The 16812-nt window shown below is 70.6% G+C and carries 14 protein-coding genes; 2 read left to right on the top strand and 12 right to left on the bottom strand.

The features are described from left to right. Positions 1 to 105 precede the first annotated feature (105 nt). Together IE274_RS18105 and ileS are read left to right on the top strand one after the other, a co-directional pair. Entirely contained in the window at positions 106 to 297 is a 192-nt protein-coding gene (locus tag IE274_RS18105) for a DUF1059 domain-containing protein (protein ID WP_190116819.1), read from the top strand. 395 nt (positions 298 to 692) lie between these two features. Beyond that, positions 693 to 3836, top strand: a complete 3144-nt coding sequence (gene ileS / locus IE274_RS18110; RefSeq protein ID WP_190116820.1) for an isoleucine--tRNA ligase — start codon at positions 693 to 695, stop codon at positions 3834 to 3836. 368 nt (positions 3837 to 4204) lie between these two features. Here ileS and IE274_RS18115 read toward each other — a convergent pair whose 3' ends face one another. The 12 genes from IE274_RS18115 to IE274_RS18170 all read right to left on the bottom strand — a co-directional run bounded on the left by IE274_RS18115 (position 4205) and on the right by IE274_RS18170 (position 16812). Further along, positions 4205 to 5365 (bottom strand): DivIVA domain-containing protein, encoded by a 1161-nt coding sequence (locus IE274_RS18115; RefSeq protein WP_190116821.1) that lies wholly within the window; start codon positions 5363 to 5365, stop codon positions 4205 to 4207. Positions 5366 to 5420: 55 nt separating this feature from the next. Further along, positions 5421 to 5705, bottom strand: a complete 285-nt coding sequence (locus IE274_RS18120; RefSeq protein ID WP_030361669.1) for a YggT family protein — start codon at positions 5703 to 5705, stop codon at positions 5421 to 5423. Between the two features lie 80 nt (positions 5706 to 5785). Beyond that, positions 5786 to 6433, bottom strand: a complete 648-nt coding sequence (locus tag IE274_RS18125) for a cell division protein SepF (protein ID WP_030361670.1) — start codon at positions 6431 to 6433, stop codon at positions 5786 to 5788. 128 nt (positions 6434 to 6561) lie between these two features. Further along, entirely contained in the window at positions 6562 to 7281 is a 720-nt protein-coding gene (locus tag IE274_RS18130; protein ID WP_190116822.1) for a YggS family pyridoxal phosphate-dependent enzyme, read from the bottom strand. A 6-nt stretch (positions 7282 to 7287) separates the two neighbouring features. Continuing rightward, the gene (pgeF, locus tag IE274_RS18135; protein ID WP_190116823.1) at positions 7288 to 7998 is read right to left on the bottom strand and encodes a peptidoglycan editing factor PgeF; all 711 of its coding nucleotides are present in this window, start codon (positions 7996 to 7998) and stop codon (positions 7288 to 7290) included. Between the two features lie 26 nt (positions 7999 to 8024). Then, entirely contained in the window at positions 8025 to 9248 is a 1224-nt protein-coding gene (gene ftsZ, locus IE274_RS18140) for a cell division protein FtsZ (RefSeq protein WP_190116824.1), read from the bottom strand. 275 nt (positions 9249 to 9523) lie between these two features. After that, complete coding sequence (locus IE274_RS18145; protein ID WP_190116825.1) at positions 9524 to 10342, bottom strand: cell division protein FtsQ/DivIB; 819 nt, start codon at positions 10340 to 10342, stop codon at positions 9524 to 9526. Between the two features lie 16 nt (positions 10343 to 10358). Next, positions 10359 to 11453, bottom strand: coding sequence for an undecaprenyldiphospho-muramoylpentapeptide beta-N-acetylglucosaminyltransferase (gene murG / locus IE274_RS18150; protein ID WP_190116826.1), 1095 nt, complete (start codon positions 11451 to 11453; stop codon positions 10359 to 10361). Between the two features lie 6 nt (positions 11454 to 11459). After that, positions 11460 to 12773: a putative lipid II flippase FtsW gene (gene ftsW, locus IE274_RS18155; protein WP_190116827.1), complete on the bottom strand. Its 1314-nt coding sequence runs from the start codon at positions 12771 to 12773 to the stop codon at positions 11460 to 11462. 141 nt (positions 12774 to 12914) lie between these two features. Continuing rightward, on the bottom strand, positions 12915 to 14327 hold the full coding sequence (gene murD / locus IE274_RS18160) for a UDP-N-acetylmuramoyl-L-alanine--D-glutamate ligase (protein WP_190116828.1): 1413 nt from the start codon (positions 14325 to 14327) through the stop codon (positions 12915 to 12917). After that, the gene (gene mraY, locus IE274_RS18165; RefSeq protein WP_190116829.1) at positions 14324 to 15394 is read right to left on the bottom strand and encodes a phospho-N-acetylmuramoyl-pentapeptide-transferase; all 1071 of its coding nucleotides are present in this window, start codon (positions 15392 to 15394) and stop codon (positions 14324 to 14326) included. Before mraY ends, murD begins: the two co-directional genes overlap by 4 nt. Then, positions 15391 to 16812: a UDP-N-acetylmuramoyl-tripeptide--D-alanyl-D-alanine ligase gene (locus tag IE274_RS18170; RefSeq protein ID WP_190116830.1), complete on the bottom strand. Its 1422-nt coding sequence runs from the start codon at positions 16810 to 16812 to the stop codon at positions 15391 to 15393. Before IE274_RS18170 ends, mraY begins: the two co-directional genes overlap by 4 nt.

The raw sequence follows: 16812 nt of genomic DNA on the forward strand, positions 1-16812 counted from the left end.
GGGGCAGTCCCGTGGTCTCACCCCACAGCGGCCGGGCACCCCGCACGCCCCCTCCCCGGGCGTCCGTACGGGCATAGACTTGGTGACGACCGAAGAAGGTGCGCCATGCGCAAAATCACCGACTGCCGCGAATTCCCGAGCGAGACCCACTGCACCCTCGCCATCTCCGGCGAAGAGGATGAGGTGGTCCGCGCCGCCAGCGAGCACGCCGTGTCCGTCCACGGCCACACGGACGGCCCCGAGCTGCGGAAGATGATCCGCGACTCCCTCAAGGACGACATCCCCCAGCACGCTTGATCCACCGGGGCGTCCGCGGGGGGCCGCTCGCCGCCTTCCCCGCGCCTCCCGGAATTCCGGTCGGCCGCGCCCGCCCCGGCGCCGTACACTGGCCGGAGCGAGAAGCGTGGATGGGGACGAGTAGCGGCGTACGCAGCCAGGAGCGACCCGGGGACGGTGTGAGCCCGGGGGCGAGCGCGACGTGAAGATCACCCCGGAGCCGCCGGAGGAAAGCCGCAGACCAGCCCCTGTGCGGGGCGGGCCTGGTGAGTAGACCCGGCATCGCGACCCCAATGAGGGGGCCCTGTGGCGCCACGCGCGCCGGAGGGCCAAGGAGGGTGGTACCGCGGGAGCGCAGTGATGCGGCCTCTCGTCCCTCCGACGGAAGGGAAGAACGTCCGCCGGAGGAAAAGCGAATGACGCCGCCGCAGTACCGCCAGGTGCCCGCCCAGGTCGACCTGCCCGCCCTCGAGCACGCCGTGCTCGACTTCTGGGAGCAGCAGAAGATCTTCGCCAAGAGCCTGGAGCAGTCCGAGGGCCGCCCCGAGTGGGTGTTCTACGAGGGCCCGCCCACCGCCAACGGCATGCCCGGCGCGCACCACATCGAGGCCCGCGTCTTCAAGGACGTCTTCCCGCGCTTCCGCACCATGCGCGGCTACCACGTCGCCCGCAAGGCCGGCTGGGACTGCCACGGCCTGCCCGTGGAGCTCGCGGTCGAGAAGGAACTCGGCTTCAACGGCAAGAAGGACATCGAGGCGTACGGCATCGCCGAGTTCAACGCCAAGTGCCGCGAGTCGGTGACCCGCCACACGGACGCCTTCGCCGACCTGACGACCCGCATGGGCTACTGGACGGACCTCGACGGCGCCTACCGGACGATGAACCCGGAGTACATCGAGTCCGTCTGGTGGTCCCTGAAGGAGATCTTCAACAAGGGCCTCCTCGTCCAGGACCACCGCGTCGCCCCCTGGTGCCCCCGCTGCGGCACGGGCCTGTCCGACCACGAGCTGGCGCAGGGCTACGAGACCGTCGTCGACCCGTCGGTCTACGTCCGCTTCCCGCTGACCGGCGGCCCCCTCGCGGGCGAGGCCGCCCTCCTGGTGTGGACGACCACCCCGTGGACGCTGGTGTCCAACACGGCGGTCGCCGCGCACCCGGACGTCACCTACGTAGTGGCGACCGACGGCAAGGAGAAGCTGGTCGTCGCCCAGCCGCTCCTGGAGAAGGCGCTCGGCGAGGGCTGGGAGGCCACCGGCCAGACCTTCACCGGCGCCGAGATGGAACGCTGGACGTACCAGCGCCCCTTCGAGCTGGTCGAGTTCCCCGCCCCCGCGCACTACGTGGTCAACGCCGACTACGTGACCACGGAGGACGGAACCGGCCTCGTCCACCAGTCGCCCGCCTTCGGTGAGGACGACCTCAAGGTCTGCCGGTCGTACGGCCTGCCGGTCGTGAACCCGGTCCGCCCCGACGGCACCTTCGAGGAGGACGTCCCCCTCGTGGGCGGTGTCTTCTTCAAGAAGGCCGACGAGACCCTCACCCAGGACCTGAACGACCGAGGTCTGCTCTTCCGGCACATCGCGTACGAGCACAGCTACCCGCACTGCTGGCGCTGCCACACCGCGCTGCTCTACTACGCGCAGCCGTCCTGGTACATCCGCACCACGGCCGTCAAGGACCGTCTCCTCGAAGAGAACGAGAAGACCAACTGGTTCCCGGACTCGGTCAAGCACGGCCGCTTCGGCGACTGGCTGACCAACAACGTCGACTGGGCGCTGTCCCGCAACCGCTACTGGGGCACCCCGCTGCCCATCTGGCGCTGCGAGGAGAACCACCTCACCTGCGTCGGCTCCCGCGCCGAACTGAGCGAGCTCACGGGCACCGACCAGTCGGACCTCGACCCGCACCGCCCGTTCATCGACGACGTCACGTTCACCTGCACCCACGAGGGCTGCGCCCTCGAAGCGGTGCGCGTGCCGGAGGTCATCGACGCCTGGTACGACTCGGGTTCGATGCCGTTCGCGCAGTGGGGCTACCCGCACCAGAACAAGGAGCTCTTCGAGAGCCGCTACCCGGCGCAGTTCATCTCGGAGGCCATCGACCAGACCCGCGGCTGGTTCTACACGCTGATGGCCGTCGGCACCCTCGTCTTCGACAAGTCGAGTTACGAGAACGTCGTCTGCCTCGGCCACATCCTCGCCGAGGACGGCCGCAAGATGTCCAAGCACCTGGGCAACACCCTGGACCCGATCCCGCTGATGGACCGGCACGGAGCCGACGCCGTGCGCTGGTTCATGGCCGCGGGCGGCTCCCCGTGGGCGGCCCGCCGCGTCGGCCACGGCACCATCCAGGAGGTCGTCCGCAAGACCCTCCTGACGTACTGGAACACGGTCGCCTTCCAGGCGCTCTACGCCCGCACGTCGAAGTGGGCCCCCTCGGACACCGACCCGGCGCCCGCCGACCGCCCGCTGCTCGACCGCTGGCTGCTCAGCGAACTGCACGCGCTCACCGACCAGGTGACGCAGGCCCTCGACGCCTACGACACCCAGCGCGCCGGCAAGCTCCTGTCCGCCTTCGTGGACAACCTCTCCAACTGGTACGTACGCCGGTCGCGACGCCGCTTCTGGCAGGGCGACGCGGCCGCGCTGCGCACCCTGCACGAGGTCGTCGAGACGATCACGCGGCTGCTCGCCCCGCTGACGCCGTTCATCGCGGAGCGCGTCTGGCAGGACCTGGTCGTGCCGGTCACGCCGGACGCCCCGGAGTCGGTGCACCTGGCGACCTGGCCGGAGGCGGACCTTTCGGCGGTCGACCCCGAGCTGTCGAAGCAGATGGCCCTGGTGCGCCGCCTCGTCGAGCTGGGCCGGGCCACGCGCGCGGAGTCGGGCGTCAAGACCCGCCAGCCGCTGTCCCGCGCGCTCGTCGCCGTCGCCGGATTCGACACGCTCAGCCCCGAACTGCACACGCAGATCACGGAGGAGCTGAACGTGTCCTCCCTCGCCTCTCTGTCGGAGGTGGGCGGTTCCCTGGTCGACACCACCGCCAAGGCCAACTTCCGCGCTCTCGGCAAGCGGTTCGGCAAGGGCGTGCAGGCGGTGGCCAAGGCCGTCGCCGAGGCCGACGCGGCCACGCTGTCCCTCGCCCTGCGCGAGGGCACGGCCTCCGTGGAGGTCGACGGGGAGACGGTGACGCTCGCCCCGGACGAGGTCATCATCACCGAGACCCCGCGCGAGGGCTGGTCGGTGGCGTCCGACTCCGGCGCCACGGTCGCCCTCGACCTGGAGCTCACGGACGAGCTGCGCCGCGCGGGCCTGGCCCGGGACGCGATCCGCCTGATCCAGGAGGCCCGCAAGAACAGCGGCCTGGACGTCGCGGACCGCATCGCCCTGCGCTGGACGTCCTCGGACCCGGCGGTCGGCACGGCCCTGACCGACCACTCCGCCCTCATCGCGGACGAGGTCCTGGCCACGGACTTCGCCGAGGGCGAGGCCGACGACACCTACGGCGAGACCTTCAAGGACGACTCCCTCTCCCTGACGTTCCGCCTCCGCAAGGCGTAGCCCGCACCGGGGCACCCCGCCCGCGGCAACCCGAAGGCCCGGGGCCACCAAAGATCTTGGTGGCCCCGGGCCTTCGGCGTTGCGTGCCCGCGCACAGATGAACGTTTCTGCCGACGCGGGAGGGACGGATCCGCCAGCGGCGTGGGACGGACGTGATCCGCCAGCGGCGGCGGACGGGCGGGATCCGCCAGTGACGCCGGACGGACGGAAGCATGCAGCCCGTCCGGCGTTCGAGGACGAGGCCGAAGGCCGATCCACGGCCACCGACGCCCACGGCAACCCTGCGGGCACAGCAAAGGGCGAGGCCCCCGGGGATCCGGGGGCCTCGCCCTGTACAACTGCCGACGCCTACGGCGTGGTAAAGCCCGTCAGTTGTCGTCCTCATCGATGAGGAAACCGCGCATCGGGGACGGAGCCTGCTGCATGGGCTGCTGCCCCTGCGGCCGCACCGGCGCCATCGGCTGCGTCATCGCGGGCGACATCTGCTGCTGGCCGCCGTAGGACGGCGCGCCCGCGGGCTGGTTGCCGCCCATCGACTGGTTGCCGCCGTAGGACGGGGCACCCGCGCCGGCCGAGGCCATGGAAGGCGCCGGGGACGGCGGCAGGGAGGCGGTCGCCGGGGTCCGCGGCGGGGCCAGCGAGTCGTCGGCCTGGGTCTCCAGCTGACGCAGCTGCGACTCCAGGTAGGACTTCAGCCGCGTGCGGTACTCGCGCTCGAAGCCGCGCAGGTCCTCGACCTTGCGCTCAAGCGTGGCGCGGGCGGACTCCAGGGAGCCCATCGCGACGCGGTGCTTCTCCTGCGCGTCCCGCTCCAGGGCGTCGGCCTTGGCACGGGCGTCCCGCTCCAGGCCCTCGGCGCGCGAACGGGCCTCGCCCACGATCTTGTTGGCCTCGGAACGGGCCTCCGCGATCGCCTGGTCGGCGGTCTGCTGCGCGAGCGAGAGCACGCGGGCGGCGCTGTCGCCACCGGGGCCCTGGCCGGGCTGCGGAAGCTGCGGGCCGTGACCGCCCATCGGGCCGCCCATGGGGCCACCCATCTGACCCTGGCCCATCGGGCCGGGACCCTGGCCCATCTGCCCCTGACCCATGGGGCCGGGACCCTGACCCATCGGGCCGGGACCCTGCGGTCCGCCCTGCGGGCCGTGGCCACCGGGGCCCGGGGGAAGCTGCGGAGCGCCGCCCGGCAGCTGGGGCGGGCCGCCCATCGGGTGCTGCTGCTGCGGCGGCACCGGCTGCGGGCCAGATATTGCGGCGGGCACGGGGGCGCCGGGACCTCGCTGGTCCTGCGGCCCGTCGGGGCCACCGGGACCGCCGGGGCCCTTGCGCATGCCGCCCTGCTGCTGGTTCTGCGCGGCCGCGCGCGTGGCGGCGGCCAGCTTGGCTCGCAGATCCTCGTTCTCACGGAGCAAGCGGGTCAGTTCGGCTTCGACCTCATCGAGGAAGGCATCGACCTCGTCCTCGTCATAGCCTTCTCGGAGGCGAACGGTCGTGAACTGCTTGTTCCGCACGTCCTCGGGGGTCAGCGGCATCTCTTCACCTCAACGTAGTCGTCGGCATTCGGCAAGAACGTAGTTGACATCGCGCTCACAGCCGGCTCACGACGGAGATCAGGATGTAGACGATGATCATCAGCACGAAGAAGGACAGGTCGAGCGCCACGCCCCCGAGACGCAGCGGCGGAATGAACCGCCGCAGAAGCTTGAGCGGTGGATCGGTGACAGTGTAGGTGGCCTCCAGAACGACCACCATCGCCTTGCCGGGTTGCCATGAGCGGGCGAACTGGAAGACGTAGTCCATGACCAGCCGGAAGATCAGCACGATCAGGAAACACATCAGAGCGATGTAGATCACTTGCAAGACCACGCCCATGTTCGCGTTTCCCTCTCCCCTGTCCTCAGTCGAGTCCGTGCTGTGTCGATCCGATAACTGCCGTCTACTGCACTTGCGTCTCAGCTCTGGTTGAAGAACCCGCCCTCTGCGATGCGGGCCTTGTCCTCCGCCGTGACATCGACGTTAGCAGGCGACAACAGGAACACCTTCTGCGTCACTCGCTCGATACTGCCATGCAGGCCGAAGACGAGACCGGCGGCAAAGTCGACAAGTCGCTTCGCATCCGTGTCGTCCATCTCCGTCAAGTTCATGATCACCGGGGTGCCTTCGCGGAAGTGTTCCCCGATGGTACGGGCTTCGTTGTAGGTCCGGGGGTGAAGTGTGGTGATGCGGTAGGGCTCACGCTCGGACACGACCTTGGGCATGATCACCGGTGCGTTCTTCTCCAGGCTCTGGCGTTCAGGTGTGATGGATGCCACGGGGGCGATTCGCGCCGGTCGTCCCGATTCAGCGGGAAGCGAAGCGGCGCGCGGCGCCGGTTCGCGGGGCGCGGGCGGCTGCACCACTCGTACCGATTCGTCCCGGTCCAAGTCCCGGTCCGCGAGGTGGGACTGGTGGGACTGGTGCGACGGCTCGTGCCGTCGGCGGTCGCGCTCCGGCTCCGGCTCGGGCTCGAAATCGTCGTCGGGGTCGAACCCCCGACCGTCGTAACCGTCGTCCTCCACGAGGCCGAGGTAGACCGCCATCTTGCGCATCGCGCCGGCCATGCTCTGAGTCCTCCGCTCTGTGGTGGATCGAGAGGTCCGTCGTCATCAACTGCCCGCGATCCACGAGGTCTCCCGCCGAACTGCGGGAATGACCATATTTTCTGCTGTGGTCCGACTTCCTGGCGACGTTACCCGAGCCCGCGTCGGACTCCGAGTACCGCCGTACCGACGCGCACATGTGTCGCCCCGGCCGCCACGGCCTGTTCGAGGTCCGCACTCATCCCTGCCGACACCATGTTCGCAGCCGGATGGGCCACGCGCAGGGCAGTCGACAAATCCATCAGCCGCTCGAACGCCGCCTGTTGCCGTCCCGCGTATTCCCCGGTGAGCGGCGCGACGGTCATCAGACCGTCGAGTCGCAGTCCGGGGGCGTCGGCCACGGATGCGGCCAACTCCTCGATCCCGCCGAGGCCCACGCCGCCGCGGTCCCCCCGCCCGTCGGCCTCCGCGTCCAGTGCGACCTGGAGCAGACAGCCGACCTCGCGCCCCGCGCGCACGGCGGCCGTGGACAGGGCCGTGACCAGCTTGGGCCGGTCGACCGACTGCACCACGTCCGCGTAACCGACCACGGAGCGCACCTTGTTGGTCTGCAACTGACCCACGAAGTGCCAGCTCAGCGGGAGGTCCGCACATTCCGCGGCCTTCGGCGCCGCGTCCTGGTCGCGGTTCTCGGCGACGTGCCGCACGCCGAGTTCCGAGAGAAACCGCACATCGCTCGCGGGGTAGGTCTTGGTGACCACGATCAGGGTCAGTTCCTCGCGCTTGCGGCCCGCCGCCGCGCAGGCCGCCGCGATGCGGTCTTCCACTTTCGCCAGATTTCCGGCGAGTTCCGCCTTACGGTCCGTCATGCCCCATCAGTCCAACCACACATAGCCAGCCAGCCGACCGGTCGTGCGGTCGCGGCGGTACGAGAAGTGATCGCCCGACTCCCGCGTGCACACCGGCGACTGCTCCCGGTCGCGCACGCCGAGCCGGTCGAGCTGCGCGTGCACTCCGGCGGTCACGTCGACCGCGGGTGTGCCCCAGCTCGTCTCGGCGTACGCCGCGGGTTCCACGGCGGCGACGTCGGCGCGCATGTCCGCGGGTACTTCGTAACAACGGCCGCAGACGGCGGGCCCGGTGCGGGCCACGATCCGGTCCGGGCGGGCGCCGAGGGCGACCATGGCCTCGACGGCCGCGGGCACCACCCCGGCGATCATTCCGGGGCGGCCCGCGTGCGCGGCCGCGGCGACTGCCGCGACCGGATCGGCGAGCAGCACCGGGGTGCAGTCGGCGGTGAGGACGGCGAGGGCGACGCCCCGCCGGGCGGTGACGACCGCGTCGACGGCCGGGATCTCCCGGCTCTCGGCCCAGGGGCCGTCGACCACGGCGACGTCCCGGCCGTGCACTTGGTTCATCCAGACCACGCGCGCGGGGTCGATGCCGAGGTTCCCGGCGACGGCCGCGCGGTTGTGGCGTACGGCTTCGGGGTCGTCGCCGACCGCTCCGCCGAGGTTGAGCTCCTCGTACGGAACGGCGCTCACCCCGCCCCACCGGTCGGTGAAGGCGAAGTGGGCGCCGCTCACGGTGCTCGTTTCGGAGCGCTTGTCTATCACTTCAGGAAGTCCGGCACGTCCAGCTCTTCGGCCTGGCTGTCCTGGTGCAGACGGGTCGAGGGAACCTGCGGCGGGGTCGCCGAGGCGGCCGGGGGCTCGCTCGCCTGGACCGGCTCGGGCTCGGCGGGGGGTGCGTCGTCGCGCGGGGTGACGCTGCCGAGGCCGCCGAACGCCGGGGCCGGGCGGGACGATTCGGGCTGCCGCGCGGCGGGCGCCGGTTCCTCGCGCTTGGCGGACGCCGAGCCGAGGACGTTGTCCCGCTTGGACGGGGGCTGGCCGCCGTCGAAGCCGGCCGCGATGACGGTGACCCGGACCTCGTCGCCGAGCGCGTCGTCGATGACCGCGCCGAAGATGATGTTGGCCTCGGGGTGCGCGGCCTCGCTGACCAGTTGGGCCGCTTCGTTGATCTCGAAGAGGCCGAGGTCGGAGCCGCCGGAGATGGAGAGCAGGACGCCCCGGGCGCCGTCGATGGACGCCTCCAGGAGCGGCGAGGAGATCGCCATCTCGGCGGCGGCCACCGCGCGGTCGTCGCCGCGGGCCGAGCCGATGCCCATGAGCGCCGAACCCGCCTCGGACATGACCGACTTGACGTCGGCGAAGTCGAGGTTGATCAGGCCGGGCGTGGTGATGAGGTCGGTGATGCCCTGCACACCGGAGAGGAGCACCTGGTCGGCCGACTTGAAGGCGTCGAGCACGCTGACCTGGCGGTCCGAGATGGAAAGGAGCCGGTCGTTGGGGATGACGATGAGGGTGTCGACCTCTTCGCGGAGTTCCGCGATGCCGTCCTCCGCCTGGTTCGCGCGCCGGCGACCCTCGAAGGTGAACGGCCGGGTGACCACACCGATCGTCAGGGCGCCGAGGGAGCGCGCGATGTTGGCGACCACGGGCGCGCCGCCCGTGCCGGTGCCGCCGCCCTCACCGGCCGTCACGAAGACCATGTCGGCCCCCTTGAGGACCTCCTCGATCTCCTCGCGGTGGTCCTCGGCGGCCTTGCGGCCGACGGCCGGGTTGGCTCCGGCGCCGAGTCCGCGGGTGAGTTCCCGGCCGACGTCGAGCTTGACGTCGGCGTCGCTCATCAACAGGGCTTGCGCGTCGGTGTTGATGGCGATGAACTCGACGCCCTTGAGACCGACCTCGATCATCCGGTTGATGGCATTGACACCACCGCCGCCGACACCGATGACTTTGATGACTGCGAGGTAGTTCTGCGGTGCTGCCACGTCGAAGGCCTCTCGCCTCGAGTTACGTGTCGCCGTCTCGCTCTGCCGCGATACGACGACTGATGCCGAATGGGACGGTCCGAACGCCGACCCGAACCCTAACGCTGAAGTTTAGGGTTACCAGTGTGTCTGTTCCTTGGACTCTTCCGAACAGGACACTAAGTCGACAAGTGGCGCACGTTCAACGAACACGCCGAACCTCCCGTTTTTCTTTTCACCCTATGTGATCAGGCTTAAGCCTGCCCATCCAGGGTGCTGGCCTGCGCTGATGTACGTCAACTCGCTGATGACGCAGGGGCGGTGGGGACGCTCACATCGAAGTGCCGTGCCTTCGGAACGGCTTTCATGAGGCCGGCCAGCGCCTCGGCCTTTGCGCGACCCTTCTCGCCACTCCCCCACATGACCGTACGGCCGTCGCGCAACCGCAGCGAGATGGAGTCGTACGAACGGACCTTGACGGTCCGGGTGTCCGCGGCCACCGCCCCAGGCAGGGCGACGACCACGCGTGCGGCCTCGCGGCGCAGCCTGGTGCCGTCGAAGCGGCGCAGGCTCGCGGCGGCGCTGCCGGAGGGATCCGTGGCCATTTCCAGGAAGGGGGTGCCCTTCGGTGCCTTCTCGACCGTGGCGAAACGAACCCCCTTCGCGTCCACTTCGATGAACTTTCCGCCCTTTTCGATGAGCAGTGCGGGAGTGCGCTCCGTCACTTTCAGGGCGATTCCATGGGGCCAGGAGCGGACAACATCAACCGAGTCAATTCGGGGCAATTCTCTCCGCAGCCGTTCCTCGATGGCTCCGGAATCGACCGAAATCAGCGGTTCCCCGATCGGTACGCCCGCACTCTCGCGCACCTGGTGCGATGTGAGGACCATCGTCCCGGACGTCGTCACCCGCTCCACCCGCAGCCACGGCGAGCCGTAGAACACCCAGGCGCCGCCCCCGGCGAGCACCGCGAGCGCGACCACCAGGACGATCAGGACGCGCACCCGCCGCGCCCGAAGAGCCCGCGGCAGCCGCGGACGGCGTGGGCGCGGGCGGGACGGGCCAGACGCGGCCCCCCGCCGTTCGGCGGTCGTCGGTCCGGCCCGTCCGGCCACAGTCCCCTGCCTTCTCTCACGCGTTGCGGCGTGACGCAATCGCCTCGTAGACCATGCCGACGAGGAGGTCGTCGGCGTCCCTGCGGCCGAACTCCGAGGCGGCACGGGACATCTCGTACAGCCGGTGCGGGTCGGCGAGCACGGGCAGGACGTTGCCCTGGACCCACTCGGGCGTCAGCTCCGCGTCGTCGACCAGCAGCCCGCCGCCCGCCTTGACCACCGGCTGGGCGTTCAGCCGCTGTTCGCCGTTGCCGATGGGCAGCGGGACGTAGGCGGCCGGCAGCCCGACGGCGGACAGCTCGGCGACGGTCATCGCGCCCGCGCGGCAGAGCATCATGTCGGCCGCGGCGTACGCGAGGTCCATCCGGTCCACGTACGGTACCGGGATATAGGGGGGCATACCGGGCATGTTCTCCACGTACGGCATTTCGTTCTTCGGGCCGACCGCGTGCAGGATCTGGATGCCCGCGCGCTGCAGGACCGGGGCGACCTGCTGGACGACCTCGTTCAGCCGCCGGGCGCCCTGGGAGCCGCCGGAGACGAGCAGCGTGGGCAGATTCGGGTCGAGGTTGAAGGCCGCGCGGGCCTCCGGGCGGACCCGGGCCCGGTCGAGCAGCGCGATGGTGCGGCGCAGCGGGATGCCGATGTAGCGCGAGCCGCGCAGCTTGCTGTCGGGCGTGGAGACCGCGACCCCGGAGGCGTACCGCGAGCCGATCTTGTTGGCGAGCCCGGGGCGCGCGTTGGCCTCGTGCACCACGATCGGCACACCCGCGCGCTTGGCCGCCAGGTAGCCGGGCAGCGCCACGTAGCCGCCGAAGCCCACGACGCAGTCGGCCTTGGTGCGCTCCAGGATCTGCTCGGCCGCCTTGATGGTGCCGCGCAGCCGCCCGGGCACGGTGATCAGCTCGGGCGTGGGCTTGCGCGGCAGGGGTACGGCGGGGATCAGGGCGAGTTCATAGCCCCGCTCGGGTACGAGTCGGGTCTCGAGGCCGCGCTCCGTGCCCAGGGCCGTGATCCCCACGGTCGGGTCCTGCCTGCGCAGGGCGTCCGCGAGGGCGAGCGCAGGCTCGATGTGGCCGGCGGTCCCCCCACCGGCGAGTACGACATGCACCGAAATTCACCGCTCTCCGGACGAACGCGCCTTGACGCGCCGTCGCATCGTGTTCCATCTCACCCGAGGCTGCCGCATGGCCAGGGCCGCCTTCGCCGCGGGGTCCTCCCGCGCGAAGGCGATGAGGAGTCCCACGGCGAACATGGTCGGCAGCAAGGCTGAGCCCCCGTAGGAGAACAGCGGGAGCGGGACACCGGCGATCGGCAGCAGACCGAGCACCGCACCGACGTTGATCACGGCCTGCGCCGTGATCCAGGTGGTCACGCCTCCCGCTGCGTACCTCACGAAGGGGTCCTCCGTGCGTCCGGCCACGCGGATACCCGCATAGCCTAGAGCCGCGAACAGGGCGAGCACCGACAGCGTCCCCGCCAGACCGAGTTCCTCCCCGGTGATGGCGAAGATGAAGTCGGTGTGCGGTTCAGGCAGTTGACCCCATTTTTCCACACTCGCGCCGAGGCCGGAACCGAAGAATCCGCCCGAGGCCAGGGCATAGATGCCGTGCACGGCCTGCCAGCACTGGTCGCCGGGCCCGGGATCGGTCGCGCCGATGCAGCCGAGCCGTGCCATCCGGTTCGGGCTGGTTTTGATGAGGATCACACCGAGGACGACCGCGATGCTCAGGACACCCGCGAACAGCCGCGTCGGGGCGCCCGCCAGCCACAGCAGGCCGAAGAGGATCGCGGTGAGGATGATGGCCGTGCCCATGTCGCCGCCCAGCATGATCAGGCCGAGCAGCATGAAAGTGACCGGAACGAGCGGCACCAGCATGTGCTTCCACTGGGTGAGCAGCCGCTTGTCCTGTTTGCGGGCCAGCAGGTCCGCGCCCCAGAGCACCAGCGCGAGCTTTCCGAACTCACTGGGCTGGAGCTGGAAAGGGCCCCCCAAATAGATCCAGTTCTGATTGCCGTTGACGCTGCGCCCTATCCCGGGAATCTGGACGAGCACCATCAGGAAGACGGAAGCGGCGAGCATCGGGTACGACAGCGCCCGGTGCAGCTTGGCCGGCATCCGCATCGCGATGAGCAGCAGCGCGGACCCGAGGACCGCGGCGACGAACTGCTTGCGGAAGAAGTAGGAGGCGGGCAGGTTCAGCTGCAACGCCTGGATCATCGACGCCGAATAGACCATCACGAGGCCCAGCGCCGTGATCAGCAGGCTGCTGCCGAAGATCAGGTAGTACGCGGTCAGCGGCCGGTCCCAGGCCTTGCGGGCCCGGTCGTAGAGCCGCCGCAGCGCATTCTCACGCACCACGGGAGTGGCCCGCGGCCGCGCCGGTCGCTTCGGGGTGCGCGGCGTGCGCACGGAGGCGCGCCCGGCCATCAGCGGCACCCCGCGCCCGCGCGCACGCGTCCCGTACCGGCGCGCGGCCGTCCACGAAGCCCCCGCCACGACGGCGTTCCCACGGCTGCCACGTGCCCTCCTTCGGGTGCCGGGCGCCCCCGGACCACGCTGGGCCCGCCGTCAGGCGCTCGCGCCGAGTTCGCGGACCGCTGCCGCGAACGCGTCACCACGCTTGTTGTAGTTGGTGAACATGTCCATCGACGCACAGGCCGGCGCCATCAGGACGGTGTCCCCCGGCCGCGCGAGCCGCGCGGCCTGCCGTACGGCCTCGGACATCGCCCCAGTGTCCGTCCGGTCGAGGTCCACGACGGGTACCTCGGGCGCGTGTCGCGCGAGCGCTTCGCGGATCAGCGCGCGGTCGGCGCCGATCAGGACGACGGCCTTGAGGCACCCTGCCGACTTGTCGACAAGCTCGTCGAAGGTGGCGCCCTTGGCGAGGCCGCCCGCGATCCACACCACCGACTCGTACGCGGCCAACGACGCCTCGGCGGCGTGGGTGTTGGTCGCCTTGGAGTCGTCGATGTACGCGACGCCGTCGACGTCCGCGACATGCTCCATGCGGTGCGCGTCGGGGCGGAAGGCCCGCAGCCCGTCCCGCACGGCCGTCGGCGCCACCCCGAAGGCGCGCGCGAGACCCGCCGCGGCCAGGGCGTTGGCGATGTTGTGCGGCGCGGGCGGCTTGACGTCGGAGACCTCGGCGAGCTCCTGGGCCTGCTTCTGGCGGTCCGGCACGAAGGCACGGTCGACCAGGATGCCGTCCACGATGCCCAGTTGCGAGGGGGCGGGCGCGGTCAGCGTGAAACCGACGGCGCGGCAGCCCTCTTCGACGTCGGCCTCGCGGACCAGGTCCTCCGTCGCCTTGTCGGCGACGTTGTAGACGCACGCGACCTGGTTGCCCTCGTAGACGCGGCCCTTGTCGGCGGCGTACGCCTCCATGGAGCCGTGCCAGTCGAGGTGGTCCGGCGCCAGGTTCAGGACGGCGGCCGAGTGGGCACGCAGCGAGGGCGCCCAGTGCAGCTGGTACGAGGACAGCTCGACGGCGAGGACGTCGTACGCGTCGTCGCCTTCGAGGACCACGTCCACGATCGGGGTGCCGATGTTGCCGACGGCCGCCGTGCGCAGTCCGGCCGCGGCCAGGATCGACGCGAGCATCCGCGTGGTGGTGGTCTTGCCGTTGGTGCCGGTGATCGCGAGCCAGGGCGCGGCGTCGGGGCCGCGCAGGCGCCAGGCGATCTCGACGTCGCCGACGACGTCGACGCCCGCCGCGGCGGCGGCCGCGAACAGCGGTGAGGCGGGCTTCCAGCCGGGCGAGGTGACGACGAGGTCGGTGCCCTCGGGGAGCGTCTCGGCGTCCCCGAGGCGGACGGCGATCCCGGTGGCCGCGAGCTCGGCGGCCCGCGCCCGGTGGGTCTCGCCGTCGCCGCCGTCCACGACGGTCACCGCCGCGCCGAGGCCCGCGAGGGCGCGGGCGGCGCTGAGGCCGCTCACGCCGAGCCCGGCGACGGTGACGTTCCTGCCCTGCCAGCTGGTCACTTGGTGGCCGCCCACCCTGCGTAGAAGAGGCCGAGTCCGACGATCACGCACATGCCCTGGATGATCCAGAAGCGGACCACGACAAGGACTTCGGACCACCCCTTTAGTTCGAAGTGGTGCTGGAGTGGCGCCATGCGGAAGACGCGTTTGCCGGTGAGGCGGAAGGAGCCGACCTGGATGACCACGGACATGGTGATCAGGACGAAGAGGCCGCCGAGGAGCGCGAGCAGCAGCTCCGTGCGGGAGCAGATCGCGAGACCGGCGAGCGCGCCGCCGAGGGCCAGCGAGCCGGTGTCGCCCATGAAGATCTTCGCGGGCGAGGTGTTCCACCACAGGAAGCCGAAGCAGGCGCCCATCAGCGCGGAGGCCACGACCGCCAGGTCGAGTGGGTCTCTGACCTCGAAACACGCCTCCGGGTTGGTCAGCGTGTTCGCGTTGGCGCAGGACTCCTGGTACTGCCAGACACCGATGAAGGTGTAGGCGCCGAAGACCATCACGGAGGCGCCGGTGGCGAGGCCGTCGAGGCCGTCGGTGAGGTTCACGCCGTTCGACATCGCGAGGATCATGAACAGCGCCCAGACCACGAACAGGACCGGGCCGATCGACCAGCCGAAGTCCGTGACGAACGACAGCTTGGTGGACGCCGGGGTCTGGTTGCGGTTGTCCGGCCAGTTCAGCGCGAGCACGGCGAAGCCGATGCCGACGATGAGCTGGCCGGCCATCTTCGCCTTGGCGCGCAGACCCAGCGAGCGCTGCTTGACGATCTTGATGTAGTCGTCGAGGAAGCCGACCAGGCCCATGCCCGCCATCAGGAAGAGCACCAGCAGGCCGGAGAGCGTGAACTCGCCGCCGGTGATGAACTTCGTGAGGAAGTACGCGATGAGCGTGGCCATGATGAAGGCGATGCCGCCCATGGTCGGCGTACCGCGCTTGCTGTGGTGCTCGCGCGGGCCGTCGTCCCGGATGAACTGGCCGTAGCCCTTGCGGGCCAGGAGCTTGATCAGCAGGGGCGTACCGACCAGGGTCAGGAAGAGCCCGATCACACCCGCGAAGAGGATCTGCCTCATCGGCCGGCGACCTCGCCCTCACTGGTGTTCTCGAGCAGGGCCAGCGCGACCCGCTCGAGACCGACCGATCTGGACGCCTTCACAAGGACGACGTCTCCCGGGCGCAGCTCGCTGCGCAACAGGTCGACCGCCGCCTGTGCGTCGGACACGTGCACCGACTCCTCACCCCACGAACCCTCGTTGTATGCGCCCAGTTGGAGCCAGGACGCTTCCCTGCCCCCGACTGCCACGAGCTTGTTCACGTTCAGCCGGACGGCAAGGCGTCCGACCGCGTCGTGCTCGGCGAGCCCGTCGTCACCGAGCTCGGCCATGTGACCGAGCACCGCCCACGTGCGCCCGCCCTCGGCCTGTGCGGCTCTGCCCATGGCCGCGAGCGCGCGCAGGGCGGCTCGCATGGACTCGGGGTTCGCGTTGTAGGCGTCGTTGACGACCGTCACGCCGTCCGGGCGCTCGGTGACCTCCATCCGCCAGCGGGACAGCGTGCCCGCCTCGGAGAGCGCGAGGGCGATCTCCTCCACGGACATGCCCAGCTCATGGGCGACGGCGGCCGCGGCGAGCGCGTTCGACACGTGGTGCTCACCGTACAGGCGCAGCCGCACGTCGCTGCACCCGGTGGGTGTGGTGAGCGTGAAGGACGGCTGTCCGTTCTCCGTGAGCCGGACATTCTCGGCGCGTACGTCGGCGTCGGCGGCCTCTCCGAAGAGCAGCACCCGGGCCTTCGTACGGGAGGCCATCGCGCGTACGAGGGGGTCGTCGGCGTTGAGGATCGCGGCGCCGTCGGCCGGCAGGGCCTCGACCAGCTCGCCCTTTGCTTGCGCGATCTGCTCGCGGCCGCCGAACTCGCCGATGTGGGCGGTGCCGACGTTCAGGACCAGGCCGATCCTCGGCGGCGTCAGCTCGGTCAGGTACCGGATGTGGCCGATGCCCCGGGCGCCCATCTCCAGGACGAGAAACTTCGTCTCGTCGGTGGCGCTCAGCGCGGTCAGCGGCAGGCCGATCTCGTTGTTCAGCGAGCCCGGCGTCCACACGGTGGGCGCCTTGCGGCCGATGACCTGGGCGACCAGGTCCTTGGTGCTGGTCTTGCCCGCGGAGCCGGTGAGGGCGACGAGGGTCGCGCCGAGCCGGGCGACGACGTGCCGGGCGAGGGCGCCGAGCGCCCTCGGCACATCGTCGACGACGATCGCGGGCACCCCGCACGGCCGCGTGCCGAGCACGGCGACCGCGCCCGCCCCGACGACCTGGGCGGCGTAGTCGTGCCCGTCGACGCGCTCGCCCACGAAGGCGGCGAACAGGCCGCCGGGCTCCACCTCACGGGAGTCCCTGACGACCGGCGCGGTCACCTGGACCTGCGGATCCGGTATGTCGTACGTCTGCCCGCCGACGACGGTGGCGATCTCGGCGAGGGAGAGGGCGATCAC

The sequence above is a fragment of the Streptomyces flavofungini genome (genome assembly GCF_014650815.1).
GTDB classification, from domain to species: domain Bacteria; phylum Actinomycetota; class Actinomycetes; order Streptomycetales; family Streptomycetaceae; genus Streptomyces; species Streptomyces flavofungini.

What these genes read in the sequence shown, in the direction of transcription:
- IE274_RS18120 (WP_030361669.1), bottom strand. Translation starts at nt 5,705, where the DNA reads ATGGGCGTGGTCTTGCAAGTGATCTACATCGCTCTGATGTGTTTCCTG.
- mraY (WP_190116829.1), bottom strand. Translation starts at nt 15,394, where the DNA reads ATGAGGCAGATCCTCTTCGCGGGTGTGATCGGGCTCTTCCTGACCCTG.
- IE274_RS18130 (WP_190116822.1), bottom strand. Translation starts at nt 7,281, where the DNA reads ATGACGGACCGTAAGGCGGAACTCGCCGGAAATCTGGCGAAAGTGGAA.
- IE274_RS18115 (WP_190116821.1), bottom strand. Translation starts at nt 5,365, where the DNA reads ATGCCGCTGACCCCCGAGGACGTGCGGAACAAGCAGTTCACGACCGTT.
- IE274_RS18105 (WP_190116819.1), top strand. Translation starts at nt 106, where the DNA reads ATGCGCAAAATCACCGACTGCCGCGAATTCCCGAGCGAGACCCACTGC.
- ftsW (WP_190116827.1), bottom strand. Translation starts at nt 12,773, where the DNA reads ATGGCCGGGCGCGCCTCCGTGCGCACGCCGCGCACCCCGAAGCGACCG.
- ileS (WP_190116820.1), top strand. Translation starts at nt 693, where the DNA reads ATGACGCCGCCGCAGTACCGCCAGGTGCCCGCCCAGGTCGACCTGCCC.
- IE274_RS18125 (WP_030361670.1), bottom strand. Translation starts at nt 6,433, where the DNA reads ATGGCCGGCGCGATGCGCAAGATGGCGGTCTACCTCGGCCTCGTGGAG.